Origin of the sequence: Hoyosella sp. YIM 151337 (genome assembly GCF_026041215.1) — a bacterium.
GTDB lineage: Bacteria > Actinomycetota > Actinomycetes > Mycobacteriales > Mycobacteriaceae > Hoyosella.
On sequence record NZ_JAPEIQ010000026.1, the window covers coordinates 167836 to 183784 of the forward strand.

General features: G+C 62.5%; 18 protein-coding genes. 8 read left to right on the forward strand and 10 right to left on the reverse strand.

Going from position 1 to position 15949, the window contains the following annotated elements; genetic code table 11:
* Positions 1 to 24: 24 nt before the first annotated feature.
* Both ONR57_RS13315 and ONR57_RS13320 read right to left on the reverse strand, forming a co-directional pair.
* Positions 25 to 1296 carry a serine hydrolase gene (locus ONR57_RS13315; protein WP_265123993.1) on the reverse strand — a complete coding sequence of 424 codons (1272 nt, stop codon included), beginning with the start codon at positions 1294 to 1296 and terminating at the stop codon, positions 25 to 27.
* 72 nt (positions 1297 to 1368) lie between these two features.
* Positions 1369 to 1914, reverse strand: a complete 546-nt coding sequence (locus ONR57_RS13320; protein WP_265123994.1) for a dihydrofolate reductase family protein — start codon at positions 1912 to 1914, stop codon at positions 1369 to 1371.
* Between the two features lie 96 nt (positions 1915 to 2010).
* On the opposite strand from ONR57_RS13320, the gene ONR57_RS13325 reads away from it, so the two are divergent.
* Complete coding sequence (locus tag ONR57_RS13325) at positions 2011 to 2781, forward strand: CPBP family intramembrane glutamic endopeptidase (RefSeq protein ID WP_265123995.1); 771 nt, start codon at positions 2011 to 2013, stop codon at positions 2779 to 2781.
* On the opposite strand, the gene ONR57_RS13330 is transcribed toward ONR57_RS13325, so the two are convergent.
* Positions 2759 to 3448: a hypothetical protein gene (locus ONR57_RS13330; RefSeq protein ID WP_265123996.1), complete on the reverse strand. Its 690-nt coding sequence runs from the start codon at positions 3446 to 3448 to the stop codon at positions 2759 to 2761. The two genes, ONR57_RS13325 and ONR57_RS13330, sit on opposite strands and share 23 nt — an antisense overlap.
* 187 nt (positions 3449 to 3635) lie before the next feature.
* Between ONR57_RS13330 and ONR57_RS13335 the strand changes: the two genes are divergently transcribed.
* Positions 3636 to 3986 carry a universal stress protein gene (locus tag ONR57_RS13335; protein ID WP_265123997.1) on the forward strand — a complete coding sequence of 117 codons (351 nt, stop codon included), beginning with the start codon at positions 3636 to 3638 and terminating at the stop codon, positions 3984 to 3986.
* A 5-nt stretch (positions 3987 to 3991) separates the two neighbouring features.
* On the opposite strand, the gene ONR57_RS13340 is transcribed toward ONR57_RS13335, so the two are convergent.
* The 6 genes from ONR57_RS13340 to ONR57_RS13365 all read right to left on the reverse strand — a co-directional run bounded on the left by ONR57_RS13340 (position 3992) and on the right by ONR57_RS13365 (position 9722).
* Positions 3992 to 5086, reverse strand: coding sequence for an acetylserotonin O-methyltransferase (locus ONR57_RS13340; RefSeq protein ID WP_265123998.1), 1095 nt, complete (start codon positions 5084 to 5086; stop codon positions 3992 to 3994).
* 101 nt (positions 5087 to 5187) lie between these two features.
* Entirely contained in the window at positions 5188 to 6369 is a 1182-nt protein-coding gene (gene fahA / locus ONR57_RS13345) for a fumarylacetoacetase (RefSeq protein ID WP_265123999.1), read from the reverse strand.
* The gene (locus ONR57_RS13350) at positions 6366 to 7229 is read right to left on the reverse strand and encodes a hypothetical protein (protein WP_265124128.1); all 864 of its coding nucleotides are present in this window, start codon (positions 7227 to 7229) and stop codon (positions 6366 to 6368) included. Before ONR57_RS13350 ends, fahA begins: the two co-directional genes overlap by 4 nt.
* Positions 7230 to 7234: 5 nt before the next feature.
* Complete coding sequence (locus tag ONR57_RS13355; RefSeq protein WP_265124000.1) at positions 7235 to 8431, reverse strand: homogentisate 1,2-dioxygenase; 1197 nt, start codon at positions 8429 to 8431, stop codon at positions 7235 to 7237.
* A gap of 90 nt (positions 8432 to 8521) precedes the next feature.
* Positions 8522 to 9055, reverse strand: coding sequence for a MarR family winged helix-turn-helix transcriptional regulator (locus ONR57_RS13360; protein WP_265124001.1), 534 nt, complete (start codon positions 9053 to 9055; stop codon positions 8522 to 8524).
* A 73-nt stretch (positions 9056 to 9128) separates the two neighbouring features.
* The gene (locus tag ONR57_RS13365; RefSeq protein ID WP_265124002.1) at positions 9129 to 9722 is read right to left on the reverse strand and encodes a hypothetical protein; all 594 of its coding nucleotides are present in this window, start codon (positions 9720 to 9722) and stop codon (positions 9129 to 9131) included.
* Between the two features lie 98 nt (positions 9723 to 9820).
* On the opposite strand from ONR57_RS13365, the gene ONR57_RS13370 reads away from it, so the two are divergent.
* From ONR57_RS13370 to ONR57_RS13395, 6 genes are all read left to right on the forward strand, one after another.
* The gene (locus ONR57_RS13370) at positions 9821 to 10396 is read left to right on the forward strand and encodes a TetR/AcrR family transcriptional regulator (RefSeq protein ID WP_265124003.1); all 576 of its coding nucleotides are present in this window, start codon (positions 9821 to 9823) and stop codon (positions 10394 to 10396) included.
* A gap of 26 nt (positions 10397 to 10422) precedes the next feature.
* On the forward strand, positions 10423 to 11097 hold the full coding sequence (locus ONR57_RS13375) for a GDSL-type esterase/lipase family protein (protein WP_265124004.1): 675 nt from the start codon (positions 10423 to 10425) through the stop codon (positions 11095 to 11097).
* Positions 11060 to 11224 carry a hypothetical protein gene (locus ONR57_RS13380; protein ID WP_265124005.1) on the forward strand — a complete coding sequence of 55 codons (165 nt, stop codon included), beginning with the start codon at positions 11060 to 11062 and terminating at the stop codon, positions 11222 to 11224. Before ONR57_RS13375 ends, ONR57_RS13380 begins: the two co-directional genes overlap by 38 nt.
* A gap of 84 nt (positions 11225 to 11308) precedes the next feature.
* Entirely contained in the window at positions 11309 to 11746 is a 438-nt protein-coding gene (locus ONR57_RS13385) for a MarR family transcriptional regulator (RefSeq protein WP_265124006.1), read from the forward strand.
* Positions 11747 to 11848: 102 nt separating this feature from the next.
* Positions 11849 to 13456 (forward strand): MDR family MFS transporter, encoded by a 1608-nt coding sequence (locus ONR57_RS13390; RefSeq protein WP_265124007.1) that lies wholly within the window; start codon positions 11849 to 11851, stop codon positions 13454 to 13456.
* A 23-nt stretch (positions 13457 to 13479) separates the two neighbouring features.
* The gene (locus ONR57_RS13395; protein ID WP_265124008.1) at positions 13480 to 14367 is read left to right on the forward strand and encodes a deoxyribonuclease IV; all 888 of its coding nucleotides are present in this window, start codon (positions 13480 to 13482) and stop codon (positions 14365 to 14367) included.
* A 66-nt stretch (positions 14368 to 14433) separates the two neighbouring features.
* On the opposite strand, the gene ONR57_RS13400 is transcribed toward ONR57_RS13395, so the two are convergent.
* The gene (locus ONR57_RS13400) at positions 14434 to 15897 is read right to left on the reverse strand and encodes a sugar porter family MFS transporter (RefSeq protein ID WP_374116441.1); all 1464 of its coding nucleotides are present in this window, start codon (positions 15895 to 15897) and stop codon (positions 14434 to 14436) included.
* Between the last annotated feature and the right edge of the window lie 52 nt (positions 15898 to 15949).

The following is a 15949-nucleotide window of genomic DNA, read 5'->3' on the forward strand; positions in this document are numbered from 1 at the left end:
CAGATGGATTGGCGGGCCGAGCGCCTAGCGGGCGGGGTAGAGCTCACCCATGATGGCCCTCGCGAGCTCGTTGGCGGTGCCGCCCTGCCCTTCGGGCCCATCCTGCAGATTGCACAGGACGATGAGGGTGATCTGGTTATCGGGGTCGTAGCCCATGAACGACTGGAATCCCGGCAGCGAGCCATCGTGTCCGAGCATGTGGCTGAACTGCGCCAGAGCCAGTCCGTAGCCCGGGCTGGCCGGATTGTCCGGGTCGACTGGCTCTATACTGGCGAGCCGCTCCGACTGCAGCCCAGGCGTCAGAAAGGTGTCACTTCCAACGAGCGCCTCCACGTAGTCTGCGAGGTCCTGGGCGGTCGAGATGCCCGCGCCAGCTGCCCAGCCCCACGACGGGTTCATGTCGGTGACGTCGTTAGGCAGCAACTCCCCCGCCTGAGCCGCAGCGATCTCGTCGTCAGTGAGCCTTGGGGATTCAAGCGTCGACACGTTAGTGCCGAAAAGGTAGCCGCGCGGATGTGGGTCCGGGATGGACACGTCGGTTATCGCAGGGAACCGCGTATCCGCGAGATCGAGTTCGCTGAAGATTCGTTCCTCGAGTACTTCCTCGAGTGGCTGCTCCGTTATTTGCTCGACGATAAGACCAGCGAGCACGGTATTCGTATTGGAGTAGTGGTAGCCCTCTCCTGGTGGGAAATAGGGGTCTTCAGCGAGTCCCAGGGCGAGGAGTTCCTCCGGGTCCCAGACCCGGGCAGGATCGTCATCTAGCGTCTGATTGAAGGACTCGAGTTCGCTGTAGCTGTAAAGCCCGCTGCGCATGTCGAGGATCTGGCGAATGGTGATGTTTTCGCCGTTCGGCACATCGTCCCGGTAATCCGAGACGGGATCATCCAGACCAATCTCCCCTTCGTCGACGAGCTGGAGCACCACTGTTCCGGTCATGGTTTTCGTGTTCGAGCCGATCCGGAAATGATCGTCCACCGTCACCGGGTCATCTTCGCCAGCTACTCTCGTGCCGAACGCCTCGATCCATTCGGTGCCGGGCCCGCGGACGAGCACGACAGCCCCGGGCGTCAGCATGTCGTCCATCGTGGATTCGATGACGGGGGTCAATGCGGCGCCAATATCGTCGGGCAGCTCGACGGTTTCGTCCGGTGCTTCCGTTTCCGTTGGGGTGGCGGGATCTGCGGTTGCGATGGTTTCCGGTGCCTCCGGTTCATCGGTGTCCTGCGCTGCGCATCCACTGACGACGAGCGCGAGAGCTGACAGGGTGATGGCTGCGCGGCGGATGGACCTCATGGCGCCTCAATTCATCAGAAGGTGTCAGGAAGTATCTTCCTCCTGAGCCGAGGGCGATGTATCCGGTTTTGCTCAATTACGGACGATGCGGAACCATACGTTCGTCGCGTGCGCCGCGAGGGACACATCGGTCCGCTCGAGCCGCACGTTCGTACCACCGGTGAGGTCGAGCAACCGGACCCCGTCGCCAAGGAGTACGGGCGCGATGCACACCAGCACCTCGTCAAGTTCTCCGCACTGCAAACATTGACGCGCGATCGACGCACCCAGCACATTCACGTACTTCTCACCCGCGGCGCGCCGGGACGCCGCAATCGCCTCAGCCAGGTCGTTCATGAACACCGTGCCTGGTGGGGAACTCGGCGGCGGCCGGTGTGTGACCACGAACTGCGATCCGCTCCATCCGCCGCCGAAAGCCTCGCCCTCGCCCTTGGTGCCTTTGTACGGATCATCGCCGCCGAAGGTGCGCCGCCCAACGAGAAGCGCCCCGACATCGTTAATCAGATTGTCGATAATCGGGTTCGGCCCAAGGTACGGCGCCAGCCACGACATGTCTCCGTCCGGCCCAGCGATGTATCCGTCGAGCGACATTGTCGCGGAGTAAAGCAGCCTGGCCATCGCCGACCTCCCGCCTCAGCGGCTGTGCACAGCGTACTCTTGGGACATTTCTTTTCGATCTTGACGATTCTCGCACGATTCGCAGGCAGGTGACAGATGGCGAGCACGCTGGCAGCTGCGACAGCTACCGGCGTCCTGCATGTTCTTCTCGCTGCGCTGATCTTCGCACCGGCGATGTGGCTCACCGCGCGGGCACGCGGGCAGCGCACGCTGGATCCGGGTGGCGTCCGCTTGCTGGGCGTGGCTGGCCTCATCTACCTCGTGAGCATTATTGTTCTGCACCTGCCGCGCATTGGAGTGTTCGCGCACCTCATGTGGAACTGGCAGAACAAACTCCTCCTCTTCGCCCTGTTGTTGCTGCTCGTGAGCCTGTGGCCCCAGTTGTGGGACCGTGCTGGCTTTACGCGACCGGCGCCGCACTGGTGGTTTCCTGTCCTATCAATCACGCTCGGCGCGCTGGGCGTCCAACTTGTTGCAGGCCCAGTCGCGCATATCCCAGTGACGACCGAAACGTTCCTCTTCCAGGCAATCGTGCCGGGGCTCGATGAAGAATTGCTGTTCCGGGGCGTCCTGTTCGGACTCATTGTGGCGGCGCTGCCGCAACGCGACAACCGTTGGGGTCCCGGTCCCGTGTGGGCGGTAGCGATTACCACCGTCCTGTTCGGGCTGGCGCACGGCATTCAGATGGATCCCTCCTTTACGCTTACTGTCGAACCTCGCGCGATCCTGTACACAGCTGTTACGGGTGCCGTTCTCGGCTGGATCCGGGTGCACACGGGCAGTCTGTGGCCAGCGATTCTGGTGCACAATGGAATCAATACAAGCCTTGTCGTCGCGGCGGCACTCACGTCCGTCTCGCTGGCGTGACGCTCGGGCGCTGGGCAGGCCGTGTCCCGATCACCCTCGTGAGCCGCCATATCGCTATTGCCGCTAGCACGTGCCACACGCCATGGCCCTGGAACCACGACTCCGGATTACACAGCGGCATTCCAGTCCGCGACAGTGTGCCAATAAGCGCTCCCGCACCCAGCACGAGGGCCGCGATGAGTATGGTTCGCCGTGCTGCAGGCCGCTTTACACTGCGCCACAGTGACAAGCCGATGGCCACCGCGCTGATAGCCGTTTGCGCGGCAATCCGCGCAGGTTCGCTGACCTCACTCACCACTAGCACGACGAGCGACGGCAGCACCCACCACGCCCACGAGAGTTCGCGGCGCCGCAGGTCTGACGCGGCATCCACCGCGACGAATGCCAGTAGCGCGATGAGCGGCGCGTCATGCGCAATCCCGCCCCACCAGGGTGAAGGCCCATGTTCGATGAAGGAACCGACGCCCGTGGCGACGGCGAGCACCCCGTAGGTGAAGTGTCCCCGCTCCTGCCGTGACGCCCAGCGCATAAGGATGAAGACACCCGCGAACACCAGCGCCAGACTCGTGACCGTGTTAACGGGCTGGCCCCAGAACCCCCCGATGTACAGCTCACAATCGGGGCTGACCGGCGCGAGCTCGCCGTGCGGCTGAGCTAGTAGGGACACTCCTCCACCGTACCCACCAGCTAGTCCATAGCGAAGAAGGTAATTCGACGGGCCCATGGCACGAATGGCGGCGAACCACCCCACCGGACAGGCCCAGATATGTTCCCAGTCACATGCCCGCCAGGACGCTTGGGTATCGTTAGTCCTGCTCCTGAATCCGCGACAAGGCAGGTTCGAGATGGCGATAATGGTTGTAGTTACTGATACCGACGAGGGCGTGTACGCGCTGTCGACGGCGATTCGTGAGGCGCGGGAATCGCAAGCCCCGCTCATTGTCCTGAATTTGACTAGCAGAAGTGTTGATGTGTCGTCGGTCGGTCCGGGCGTTTCGACCCGCACGATAACGCGCAACGACCCCGCTGATCGCGACCACGCGACCGTGATACTTGAGGAGGTCGGCAAGGCGCCAGATGTCACTAAGCTCGTACTCGGTGTTAGGCGCCGCAGCCCCGTCGGCAAAGCGACGCTTGGCAACGTCGGACAGCGAGTACTGCTCGAAGCGCCTGTTCCGGTGTTGGCGGTAAAAGTTCCGGAGTAGCTGGTTTAGCCCCGCACTGCTTCAACGATTGACGCGGGGCCCACCGTCGCGACTACGCGGGTAAGTGCGAGCCCGGCTTCGCTGAACAGCTCGTCGTATTCCCGCTCGGTGCGTTCCCGTCCGGTTGCTTGCACAAGCATCTCCAGGTCCAGCCATTTACTGAAGTGCGGCGAGTTTCCCTCGGGCACAACAGTCTCCACGAGCAGAACCTTGCTGTCCCGGTGCATGGCGTTGCATACGTTGCGCAGTATGCGCGCTGCGGTTTCGTCGTCCCAGTCGTGCACGATGTTCTTCAGGACGTAGGCGTCACCGTTTTCGGGTACGGACTCGAAAAATGAGCCTGCCACCACGGTGCAGCGGTCGGCGACGCCAGCGTCACCAAGTACCTGGTCCGCGCCCGCTACGACGGCTTCGAGGTCGAAAAGGACCCCGCGGCTTTTCGGTGCGCGCTGCAGGATTCCGGCGAGCAGCTGGCCGTGCCCCCCACCGATGTCCACTATGCGATCGAATTGTGTGAAGTCGTAGCCCGCGAGCACCGGCAGTGTGGCCATTTTGGATGTGGATGTCATGGCGTCGTTGAAGATGGCACCGAACTCGGGGTTCTTCTCCGTGAATTCGAACAGCGGCATGCCGCGAAGCTTCTCGAGAGCAGGCTTTCCCGTTTCTACGGAGTACCCGAGATTGCTCCAGTGTTCCCAGTGCACGGGATGGCCGAACATCAGAATGAGACCGCAAACAGTGTCTGGGGAGTCCTTACGTAAGGGATCTCCCGTTGGCCCGATGCTGAAACGTCCCTCTTTGTCCTCGGAGAAGACTCCGTACGTGGCCAGCGCCCGCATGAGCCGATACGTCGCATCCGGGTTCGTCCCGACTAGCCGCGCAACCTGCTTCGCTGTCCGCGGCTCCTCCGCTACAGCTTCAGCCAGCTCATACTTCGCTGCCACATACAATGCTTGCGCGACCCAGCCGCCGGTTGCCATTTCCAGCAGGGTGACGGGTGCGGGCACCATCCGCTGCGTGATGTGCTGCAGTGCAGTTCGTGCCTTGTTCACCGCGCCGACGAGGCGCTTCGGCGGAATCCAGCGGTCGCTATCGGGCATGATGCCTCCTGAGCCGATCGTGTGCGCGTCGCACTACCGCGACATGCTGTCACGGTACTTGGAGATCGGATACCCGTTGCGGGGATACGCGATACCCGTGCCTAGCCTTTTCTTGCTGGCACGACCCGGCCCGCGACTTCGCCGAATCCGATGCGCGCGCCCCCGGGCCCTGGTGCAGTCGCAGTAATGATGATCTCGTCGCCGTCTTCGAGAAACGTGCGTTTTTCACCGTTGACGGTGACAGGTTCTTTTCCACCGCACGTCAACTCGATGAAAGCCCCGCACTGGTCGCGCTCAGGGCCCGAGATAGTGCCGGAACCGAACAAGTCACCGGTGCGCGTGGCGGCCCCATTGACGGTCGTGTGCGCGAGCATTTGCGCCGGTGACCAGTACATCGGCGCGTATGGTGGGTGCGACACGGCCTGACCGTTCCATTCGATCTCGAGTTGGATGTCCAGACCCCACGCCTCTTCGCCGCGCAAGTACGGCAGCGGTTCAGGGTCCTGGACCGGAGTGGGCACGCGCGCATCCTCGAGTGCCGCTAGCGGCACAACCCACGCCGAGATCGACGTAGCGAAGCTCTTACCCAAGTTCGGGCCGAGCGGCACGTACTCCCACGCCTGGATGTCGCGAGCTGACCAGTCGTTGAGGATCACTGCGCCGAAGCAGTGCTGGGCGAACTCGTCCGGGGCGATCGCCTCCCCCATGCGTGAGCCGACTCCGACGATGAAGCCAAGTTCCGCTTCGACATCGAGACGGACCGTGGGGCCGAACACCGGGGCCGGGTCGTTCGGGCCTTTGCGCTGGCCGTTGGGCCGAATAATGTCAGTGCCAGACACCACGACGGTCGACGATCGCCCGTGATAGCCCACGGGCAGGTGTTTCCAATTCGGCAGCAAGGGATCCGATTCAGGCCGGAAAAGCCGTCCGAGGTTGGACGCGTGGTGTTCGGAGGCATAAAAATCGACGTAGTCAGCCACCTCGATGGGCAGATGCATGGTCACATCGCCGATTGCGAACACAGTGCCCTCGGCGAGGTCTCCCGTCACGAGCTCTCTGATTCGGGCGCGCGTCTTGTCCCATGACGTTGCGCCTTGCGCCATGAAGGGGTTCAGCGACGGCTGTGCGAATACGTCGTCACCGAGACCAGCAGCCAGGTCGACGACGTAGTCAGCAACGCGCACGCCGACGCGCGGGAGGGTGTTATCCCTGGTCGCGAACACACCGTACGGCAGGTTCTCGACCCCGAACAGGGAATCAGCGGGAATGTCGATGCGGGTCATACGCGGGTTTCCTGGCTTTCTTGGCGCAGAAGGCGAGCGGGTACAAGTCCAAGTGCGATCAGATCGGCGAGTGGTTCTGCGATGCTGCATGTTCCGAAGCCAGCGAATGTTGCGCGGATCGCTTGCACGCGGGTGTCATCGAGTTCGGTGATGCGCGCAGCGATGGCGTGTTCGTCACGCAGTGCGAGTTCTGACGCCACTTCGCTGACCGTCTTGCCCCGCAGCGCAGCGTCAACCGCCAGCATGACGTTGAGGAAACCGTGCTGCTCGAAGCCGGTGGCTGGCGCGGTATTACGAACAGCGTGATGCAGGCCAGCGGTGGCCTTGAACGGCAGGCCAGCTCCCACGACCGCCGTAATTGCCAGCGCGAGTTCCGCTTCGTCTGGATGCATGTCAGCTCTGACACCGCCGGTGCGGAACTTCGCCTTGTAGGGCGTCCGCGCGAGCATCTCGAGTATTGGCTGACGCCGGTCGTCACGCGGCACCTCAACGAAGACATCGTGGTCCGTCGCTGTTAGCACGGAAGCGAGGTCCGCGAAAAACTCGTCAGCCGCCCCCGGAACAGCAACCTCGATTGTCTTCACATCAACCGGAAGTTCCGGTACCTGCTTCAGGACCGCAGACAACTGGTGCGGGCCTTTCGGCGCGGTGACCGCGAGCGGAAGCGTGACTGTGCGGTCAGCGAGCAGCGCTGGCAGCTCCGGAACCACGTCAGCACTGACGATGAACGCGCCCACCATGTCGGAGTATGGGGCTCGTTCGTGCTCAGCGTGCGCGGGCACAGCCTGATCGAGTGGCATCAGACCGGGCGGAAAGATCGCGGCGTTGTCGCAAAGGCGCTGCAGCAGCGCAGGAATCACGGATGTCACGTGCCGAGTCCTCTTCCCCAGCTCCAGGCGTACTCGGGGTCTTCGCATGCGAGCCCGCCTTCACCGAGTTCGAGTGGGCGGAACGTGTCCACCATGACGGCGAGTTCGTCGAAGTATTCGACACCGATGCTGCGCTCGACCGCGCCAGGCTGAGGGCCGTGGGCGTGCCCGCCCGGATGCACCGAGATCGAGCCCTGGGAGATCCCCGACCCCTTGCGCGCTTCGTAGTCACCGCCGCAGTAAAACATGACCTCGTCGGAGTCCACGTTCGAGTGGTAGTACGGCACCGGGATCGACTGCGGGTGATAGTCGACCTTGCGGGGCACGAAGTTGCAGATCACGAAGTTGTGGCCCGCGAACACCTGATGCACCGGTGGGGGTTGGTGGATGCGGCCGGTGAGGGGCTCGAAGTCGTGGATGCTGAACGTGTAGGGGTAGAGGCATCCGTCCCATCCGACGACGTCAAACGGATGGTGCGGCACCACATAGCGGGTACCAACGATGCCTTTTGTGGTGCGATGCTTAATCAGCACCTCGACGTCAGTTTCATCAACGAGCAGTGGCTCGGAGGGCGCGTGCAGGTCGCGTTCGCAGTATGGCGAGTGTTCGAGGAACTGGCCGAACCGCGAAAGGTAGCGTTTGGGCGGCACGATGTGGCTGTTCGCTTCGATTGTGTAGGCCCGCAGCGGCTCATCACCTCCCGGGACCCAGCGATGTGTGGTCGCCATGGGAAGCAGGACATAATCACCAGGCTTGGCGGCAAGCTTTCCGAAGACGGTTTCGACTGTGGCGCTGCCGGATTCGACGTACACGATTTCATCACCGACGACGTTGCGATATAGCGGCGAAGGCGTCGTCGATACGGCGTATGAGATGCGCACGTCCGCATTGCCCAGGATGAGCCGGCGGCCCGTAACTACGTCGGTGCTCCCCCAGACATCCGCGAGGAACAGGTCGTGAAGCTTGAGGTGACGCAGCTTCAAGGGGTGGTTCGGTTGTGTGACCTGGCTTGGCAGTTCCCACTCGGTGGCGTCACTGATCGCAGACGGAATACTGCGGTGGTACAGCAGCGAAGAATCCGAAGAGAAGCCCTCCTCACCCATCAGCTCCTCGTAGTAGAGATGGCCCTCCTCATTCCGATGCTGTGTATGGCGCTTCGGCGGAACTGTCCCGACTGAGCGATAGAACGCCATGACCGCCTCCTCAGCGGACCAATTAGTTCACTCATGAATTATCTACATCCCAGGTTAGCTCATGCATGAACCATTGGAAACGGTGAGATGCTAGCTTTTGCCGCGCGCACCGAAGTCGTGGCTGCCCGCGATCAGCTTATTGAGAAGCATCAGCAGAAGCTGCTGTTCGACCTCAGTCAGCGCTGCCGCCCAGGCAGCTTCACGCTGGTTATGTTCGGCGAATACCTCGCGCATTTCTTGTTCGCCCGCCACCGTCAGCGAAAGGAGCGCGGATCGTCCGTCACTGTCTCCGCGCGAACGATGCACCACACCTTCCCCGACGAGCATCTTCACCAGATTCGAGACAGCAGCCCTGGTCATGCCCGACAATGCCGCCACGCGCCGCGGTTCCGCCGGGCCGACGATCCAGATAGTGAGCATCAACCGGAAAGCCGCCCACGATCGGCCGCGCGGGCGGTGAATCACCGATTCGAGGTCATATGTCACCACACTTGACGCACGATTAAGCGTCATCAGCAATTCAGTGGCCTGCGGATGCCCGAAGCCGAACTCCTCCCCGAGCCGCCGCTTCGCCAGCGCGATGTACGACCAGAAATCGAGTTCCTGCGTCTCTGCCGACGACATCCACGCTCCTCCGAAAGTAATTTACACACTAACTATATCCGTTGACTGGCTGAGCGGGCCATGACGGCAGCAGTCAGCGATCGAGCTTGCCTGCAGGGCGCTTAGTCACCTGCCACATCTTCCACATACCCCACCAGCCAGCTGCGGCGATTATCGGCGCGGTAATCATCCCCGGGAAGTAGCCGTAAGGTTCCGGCGTGAGCAATGGAAATACGAAGTGCCACAGCTCAATAACGCCGAATCCAGCAAACACGCTCCACGCCCCGAACTGACCCAGCGGGTGCCCGTAACGCAGCAAGAGCGGACTCAGCATCCACGCCAGAGACAGAACTACCAGTATCAGCGATCCGATTGAAAGAACGTCCACGGCTTCACGGCCCGCCACTTCCTCGATAGCCGGGACGAAGTCCGACACTTCCTCATCGATCCGGTGCACCGCGAACGCACCGAGCGCGACAAGGTAGGGAACCTTGATATCCGAAAAAGCAGCGCGCGCAGGACGCCCCAGCCACCGCGCAAGGCCTACAGCGAACCCCGTCACGTGCACGAATCCAACTAGCGGTGACACTGCGAATGTGAACGCCGCGACCAGTGCCGCAAGGAACAGAACTGCTGTTGCCACATCTCCGAATCGCTTGTCCCGCGTTCGCGTATCCGAGTAGGACATGACGGCCTCCAATTGCATCGGCGTCGGTACCGAATATGGTAGTTTACCTTCGCGACGGTAAGCAACCTTCGCGTAGGTTAATGACTAAAGAGGCATTGATGTCGACTCGACCTGACCGCCGCGACGGTCGCACTACGGACACCCGCGACCGCATCGTTGACGTCGCTCTCGAACTCTTCACACGAAAGGGCTTCGCTGCGACAACGATGCAGGACATTGCGGACGAGCTGGGGCTGACAAAAGCTGCGGTCTACCACTACCACCGCACAAAGGAAGACCTCATCCGAAGCCTCGTTGAACCAGCGATTGAGGACGTTGACGGCTTCTTCCGGCGTGCCGCGGCCGAGAGCTTCGACCGCGGCACGTTTCTCGCGGAGTTTTTCGACGTGAACTACCGAAACCGGCGCATCTTCACCGCACTGACGACCGACCCGACCGGGCTTGCTGTTGCCGACGCGCACGGCTGGGTCACGAGCATGGCCGCTCAGGCTCAGGAGCGTCTCGTTGGCGAGGACGCCACTGCGGATCAGCGAATTCGCGCACTAATGGCGGTGAATGGACTCAGCCGGTGCGCAACGTTGCTCACCCACATCCCCCGCGACCAACTGCGCGCCCAAACCGTTCGTGCCGCTCTCGAGTTGATCGAGAGCGCTGACCGGTCCAGCGAAATCTGACAGCTGCGAACAGTACGGTTGTCATCATGCCGACCTCATACCGCCACATCGTCGCGCTTGGGAGCAGCTTCGCCTCCGGCCTCGGTATTCAGCCGTATGCGGATAAGGCTGCCAAGCGTTCGCGGCTCAATTACCCGTCGATCTTGGCGGATCTCCTCCGAGCTCGGCTCACGGATCGCTCTGTCGCCGGAGCGACAACCGGCCATATCTTGCACCAGCGTCAGCGGACGGGGCTTCGTACCCACCCGCCGCAGATCGAGCACTTCCCCGCCGACGCTGATCTCGTCACCCTCACCGCTGGCGGGAACGACCTTGGCTACATCGGCTCCATGATCAGGCTGGCCTGCGCGGGCCGCCTGACGAACCCACTGGTCCGCCCGATCGCGCACTATCTGGAGACGCTCGACGCGTCCCGCCCGTCCGAAGCTGACGTCGCGCGCGTCTCCGAGTCACTCGCCTGTATCGTCGACACGGTCCGGGAGGCGGCCCCCCGCGCGGAGGTGGTGCTGGTCGAGTACTTGACTCTCGCTGGTTCTGAAACTCAGAGGGACTCTCGATGTCCCGCTGTCCGCGGCACAGCTTGGGGACGTTCGCTTCTACGCGGACTGCCTGAGTCGCGCGTTTCACGATGCCGCAACACTGACCGGGGCTACGCTTGTGCCAATGAGTGCTCTCAGTGCGGCCCACGCGCTTGGCACTGACGAGCCGTGGGTAACGGGTATGCCGGCGAATCTCACAGACCTCCTACGCTATCCCCCATTTCACCCGAACGCCGCGGGCATGAAAGCGACCGCGGTGGCTGTTGCAGAGCATCTCGCCAAGCACTGAAGCGCGCCCCGCTACACAATCGTTGGCGGCGCTAATCTGGTTACTCGCAAGAGGTGCGCATCGACCCAAGGAGGCTCCGCTGCGGTGCAAGCACATCACGACGATGACGCGATAGCAGAACTGGGCCAGGAGTTCGTGCGCTTCTGGCGACAGGGCCGCGCGGAAATGCGCCGAAGTGCCCGCGAGGTACACCCCCGGCTTGAGCCTCCTGGCTACCAACTGATGAACTTGTTGCACGCGGCCGACGCGGTCCCGACGTCTGAGTTGCTCTGTGAGATGGGGGCGGAAAAGTCCACCTTGTCGCGGCAGCTCGCGGCGCTCGAGCGCCTGGGTCTAGCCGAACGCACACCCGACCCGAACGATTCGCGGGCCCGGCTCGTCGCGTTAACAGCCCAGGGACGCACCCTTATCGACCGGCAGCGCGAACGCAATGCGGAACGCTGGCGAGCGAAGTTCGCGACGTGGGACGAGTCAGATATCCGCACGCTGACGGCGCTGCTGCGGCGTTCGCTGGGTGACTAATGCCACGCTCAAACTAGTTGCATATTGCAACTTTAGAGATATCCTTAATTGCAGATAGTTGATAGTTGCAACCTTTTAGGTTCATCTGCTTTAAGGACACGAATGGCCCCGATTACGCCCTCACCGGCCGCGCACGCGGCAATCCCCGTGGAACCCATGACACTGCGTCAGCGCCACGAAGCACTCGCCGCGATCCTGCTTGGCATGTTTGTCGCGTTCCTCTCGTCCACAATCGTTTCCAACGCGCTGCCCACGATCATTCGTGACCTGCACGGCAGCCAGGACCAGTACACCTGGATCGTTGTAGCCACTCTCCTCGCGTCCACGGCGACGACACCCATCTGGGGGAAGCTCGCGGACCGGATGAGCAAGAAGCTGCTCGTGCAGCTTTCTCTTGTCATCTTCACCGTGGGTTCGGTGCTCGCCGGCTTGGCGCAGAACGTACCCGAACTCATCGGGGCACGGGCGGTGCAGGGCCTCGGCCTTGGCGGCATCCAGGCGCTTGCCATCATCGTTATCGCTGCGATGTTCAGCCCGCGCGAACGCGGCCGCTACCAGGGACCCATGGCGATCGTGATGTCCGTTGCCACGATCGCAGGGCCGCTCATCGGCGGCATCATCGTCGACACCTCGTGGCTGGGCTGGCGCTGGACGTTCTTCATCGGGGTGCCGCTCGCACTGGTCGCGTTGATCGTCGTGCAGCGCACACTCAACCTTCCCGTCATCCGGCAACTTCACGGCCACATCGACTACCTTGGAGCCGCCCTCATCACCGCCGGAGTCTCAGCGCTTCTCATCTGGGTGACGCTGGCCGGTAAGCAGTTCGCATGGTCATCGGTGACGTCGTATGGTCTCGTCGCAGCAGGGACGGTGCTGCTCGTCATCGCGCTCCTTGTGGAGCTAAAGAGCCCCGATCCGATCATTCCCCTCCACCTCTTCCGTGACCGCACAATCACGCTCGCGACGATTGCCAGCATCGCGGTGGGTGTCGCACTCTTTGGCGGTTCGGTCTTTCTTGGCCAGTACTTCCAGATCGCCCGCGGCTACTCACCCACCGCCGCTGGCCTCCTCACCCTCCCGATGATGGCCGGCGCGATGCTGTCCGCGACGATCTCTGGCCAGCTCATCACACGTTTCGGACGGTGGAAGCGCTACCTCGTCGCTGGCGCGGCGCTGATGACCGCCGGGTTCGCACTGCTCGCGACACTCGACCACGCGACCGACATGCGTGCCGTCGGTGTGTATCTGTTCGTGCTCGGGGTGGGCATGGGAATGACGATGCAGAACCTCGTCCTCGCCGTCCAGAACTCCGTCAACCCCCGCGAACTCGGTACGGCGAGCGCTACCGTCACGTTCTTCCGGTCACTCGGCGGCGCGGCAGGAGTGTCAGTCCTCGGCGCGGTACTCTCCACCCAGGTCACCAGTTTTACCAACTCGGGCCTGCGTGCAGTCGGTGTGAACGTCCCCGTCGGCGCGGACGCCACTATCGGAAATCTGAACGAGTTGCCCCCGCCCATCGCGGAGGTAGTGCGCGGCGCGTACGGAGACGGCACTGCCAAAATATTCTTCATCGCTGCGATCCTGGCGCTGATAAGCCTCGTCGCGATCGGGTTCATCCGAGAAACTGTCCTCCGCACGCAATCCTGTGATGAGCAGCTGCGTGACGAACTGGCACCTGAGATGCTGCCAGCGGTTGTGCCTGCGCGCTGACGTTGCGGCATGCTGGACTCACCATGCCCACACTCACCGAACGCGTCCGCAATCCGATTGGCACGCACGTCCTCACTGGAAAAGGCCTGGCTGAGGGCGCGTACCAGAATGCCTGCAAGGTGGGGGCTGAGACCATTCAGGTCTTCTGTGGCAACCCACGCGGCTGGGCACTTTCCGCCGGCGATCCCCGGGACGACAGACGCTTCCGCGAGTTGTGTGCCGAAGCACAGATGCGGGTGTTCATTCACACGCCATACCTGGTGAATCTGGGTTCACCGGATCCCGTCTGCTATCAGAACTCGGTGGCCCTCGTTGCGCACAATCTAAAACGAGCTGCCCAGATCGGCGCGGAAGGGGTGGTCGTGCACACAGGCTCGTCGGTACAGCCGGGCTTGTATGACGCGGCGTTGCGTCAGGTCCGCAAGGCGCTGTTGCCAATGCTCGACGTGCTTGACGACAACAGCCCGTGGCTGCTTCTCGAACCGACCGCAGGGCAAGGGCAAAGCCTCTGCTCCCGTGTGGAGGAACTCGCACCGTATCTTGAGGCACTCAACTTCCATCCGCGCGCCGGTATCTGCTTCGATACCTGTCATTTCTTTGCTGCCGGTGAGCCACTCGACGAGCCCGGCGGCACTACTCGGGCGCTTGACCGCATCGTTGAGATCGGCGGTCCTGACCGCCTGCGCCTGGTGCACGCGAACGACTCGATGGATGTCCGTGGCGCTCGCCGCGACCGCCACGAGAAGATCGGTGCAGGCCATGTCGGGGTGGGCGCGTTCAAAGAACTGTTCGCACATCAAGCACTAGCGGGCGTGCCCTTCATTCTGGAGACACCCGGTTCACGAACGCCGGGCGATCCGAGTACCGCACTGCTGCGCGCACTGCGGAGCTCAAGTGCAGACCCTATGTAGAAGTGGATCAGGCGGTTTAGCGTTGTGCTAAACCGCCTGATGTGGGTGTGGGGTGGGGTGGGGTGTTTAGGGTTTGGCGTGGGCGTAGGTTGCTTCCAGTTTGTCCATGTCTTCGAGTTCGACGCCTTTGGTTTCGCGGATGAATTTGACGACGAAAATGATGGCCAGGAATGCGCAGAGGGTGTAGAAGCCATAGGCGACAGCGAGTCCGATGTCGGCGAGGGCGGGGAAGGTCATCGAGATGATGAAGTTGGCGGCCCACTGTGCGGCGGCTGCGACGGAGATGGCCATGGCCCGGATTTTGTTGTCGAACATTTCCCCGAGCATCACCCACACGACTGGGCCCCAGGAGATGCCGAAGAACACGACGAACAGGTTGGCCGCGATCAGGGCTATGGGCGCGGTGGCGCCGAGGTCGGGCACGCCATCGACCACCGGTGCCATGCCGAAGAGCACAGCGAGGGTGCCGAGGCAGACGAACTGTCCGGTGGCGCCGATCAGCAGCAGGGGTTTGCGGCCGATCTTGTCGATGAGCAGGATCGCGCCGATGGTGGTGACGATGTTGGTGACCGAGGTGATGACGGTGATCGCAAGCGCGTGTTGTTCGGTGAAGCCCACGGCCTGCCACAGCACGGTGGAGTAGTAGAAGATCACGTTGATGCCGGTGAATTGCTGGAACACCGATAAGAAGATGCCGACCCACACGATCGGGGCCAGGCCCACCGCGGCCCCGCGGATCACTTTCAGGCTCGGGCGTTCGGGTTTACCTGCGAGTGTTTTGCGGATCTGCTCGATTTTGGCGTTGACGTCACCGCCGACGAACCTGCGCAGCACCTCGGCTGCCTGTTTGAAGTCTTGTTTCGCGACCAGGAACCGTGGTGATTCGGGAATGGTCAGCGCGAGCGCCCCGTAGAGCAGGGCAGGAACGAGTTCGGCGAGGAACATCCATCGCCACGTTTCGAGCCCGAACATGACATTCGCCGCACCCCCGGAGAACGCGACCAGCGAATAGTTACTCAGTAGTGCCACGAAAATACCGACGACGATCGCCATCTGCTGCAGCGAACCGAGCCGGCCGCGCAGATGCGCGGGCGCGATTTCGGCGATATACGCCGGCGCGATGACTGAGGCGGCACCCACACCGAGACCACCGACCACCCGCCACAACACGAGGTCATACAGCGAAAACGCCAGGCCGCAGCCCAGCGCGCTGATCACAAACAGCGCCGACGCAATCAGCATCACCCGGATCCGGCCATACCGGTCCGCGATCCGGCCCGCGTTCCACGCACCAATCGCACAGCCGATCAGCGCCGACGCTACCGAGAACCCCAGCACCAGGCCCGATGCCTCGAACTGCTCCCCGATGGCCCGCACAGCGCCGTTAATCACTGCTGTGTCAAAACCAAACAGAAACCCAGCCAAAGCCGCCGTCGCAGCGACCAGCACAGTCCGGATAGTCCGTGGCCCCTCCGGCCCCCCAGCCCCCGGCTGCCCCCGCACAGGATCCCTACTCGGCGTCACTGACACAACAGCCTCCTCACGCCGGATGTCGCGGCACGCCAACCCATCGCTGACGTAC

Coding starts and splice junctions, on each gene's coding strand:
- ONR57_RS13315 (WP_265123993.1), bottom strand. CDS start 1,296: ATGAGGTCCATCCGCCGCGCAGCCATCACCCTGTCAGCTCTCGCGCTC.
- ONR57_RS13320 (WP_265123994.1), bottom strand. CDS start 1,914: ATGGCCAGGCTGCTTTACTCCGCGACAATGTCGCTCGACGGATACATC.
- ONR57_RS13325 (WP_265123995.1), top strand. CDS start 2,011: ATGGCGAGCACGCTGGCAGCTGCGACAGCTACCGGCGTCCTGCATGTT.
- ONR57_RS13335 (WP_265123997.1), top strand. CDS start 3,636: ATGGTTGTAGTTACTGATACCGACGAGGGCGTGTACGCGCTGTCGACG.
- ONR57_RS13340 (WP_265123998.1), bottom strand. CDS start 5,086: ATGCCCGATAGCGACCGCTGGATTCCGCCGAAGCGCCTCGTCGGCGCG.
- fahA (WP_265123999.1), bottom strand. CDS start 6,369: ATGACCCGCATCGACATTCCCGCTGATTCCCTGTTCGGGGTCGAGAAC.
- ONR57_RS13355 (WP_265124000.1), bottom strand. CDS start 8,431: ATGGCGTTCTATCGCTCAGTCGGGACAGTTCCGCCGAAGCGCCATACA.
- ONR57_RS13360 (WP_265124001.1), bottom strand. CDS start 9,055: ATGTCGTCGGCAGAGACGCAGGAACTCGATTTCTGGTCGTACATCGCG.
- ONR57_RS13365 (WP_265124002.1), bottom strand. CDS start 9,722: ATGTCCTACTCGGATACGCGAACGCGGGACAAGCGATTCGGAGATGTG.
- ONR57_RS13370 (WP_265124003.1), top strand. CDS start 9,821: ATGTCGACTCGACCTGACCGCCGCGACGGTCGCACTACGGACACCCGC.
- ONR57_RS13375 (WP_265124004.1), top strand. CDS start 10,423: ATGCCGACCTCATACCGCCACATCGTCGCGCTTGGGAGCAGCTTCGCC.
- ONR57_RS13380 (WP_265124005.1), top strand. CDS start 11,060: ATGAGTGCTCTCAGTGCGGCCCACGCGCTTGGCACTGACGAGCCGTGG.
- ONR57_RS13390 (WP_265124007.1), top strand. CDS start 11,849: ATGGCCCCGATTACGCCCTCACCGGCCGCGCACGCGGCAATCCCCGTG.
- ONR57_RS13395 (WP_265124008.1), top strand. CDS start 13,480: ATGCCCACACTCACCGAACGCGTCCGCAATCCGATTGGCACGCACGTC.